Annotated in this window: 1 protein-coding gene; it reads right to left on the reverse strand. The window is 47.4% G+C overall.

The genetic code is table 11. The annotated features are described in order from the left end of the window. Positions 1-60: 60 nt before the first annotated feature. The coding region (locus tag BFL47_RS19930) for a transposase (protein WP_213083976.1) at positions 61-312 on the reverse strand (252 nt) is incomplete at its 5' end.

The following is a 312-nucleotide window of genomic DNA, read 5'->3' on the forward strand; positions in this document are numbered from 1 at the left end:
CTGATTGGTCCATTGCGCATACTGCTGATAATCCACATATCCCCGATCAAATAGGGTAATCTAGTGAGGCTTTAAACGGAGCCTGGACAGAAAGGTATGGTCATGTGTGGCCGCACTGGCAAAATGGATCAGTTGTGGGACTTCTTCAAGCGCGTTCAGCATGGTATGTACCTTGATCCCGCCTTTGCTTTTCCCGTCAATGGAGTGACGACCCACACATTTAAGGATGGCCTTAAAAAGGCTGATCGTGGTACTGTCAATGATAAATATCCGTTTCAGCGCAGTTAATTGTCCGGCTGGCTGTCCGATAAA

It is taken from the genome of Arcticibacter eurypsychrophilus (genome assembly GCF_001730525.1).
Classification (GTDB): domain Bacteria; phylum Bacteroidota; class Bacteroidia; order Sphingobacteriales; family Sphingobacteriaceae; genus Arcticibacter; species Arcticibacter eurypsychrophilus.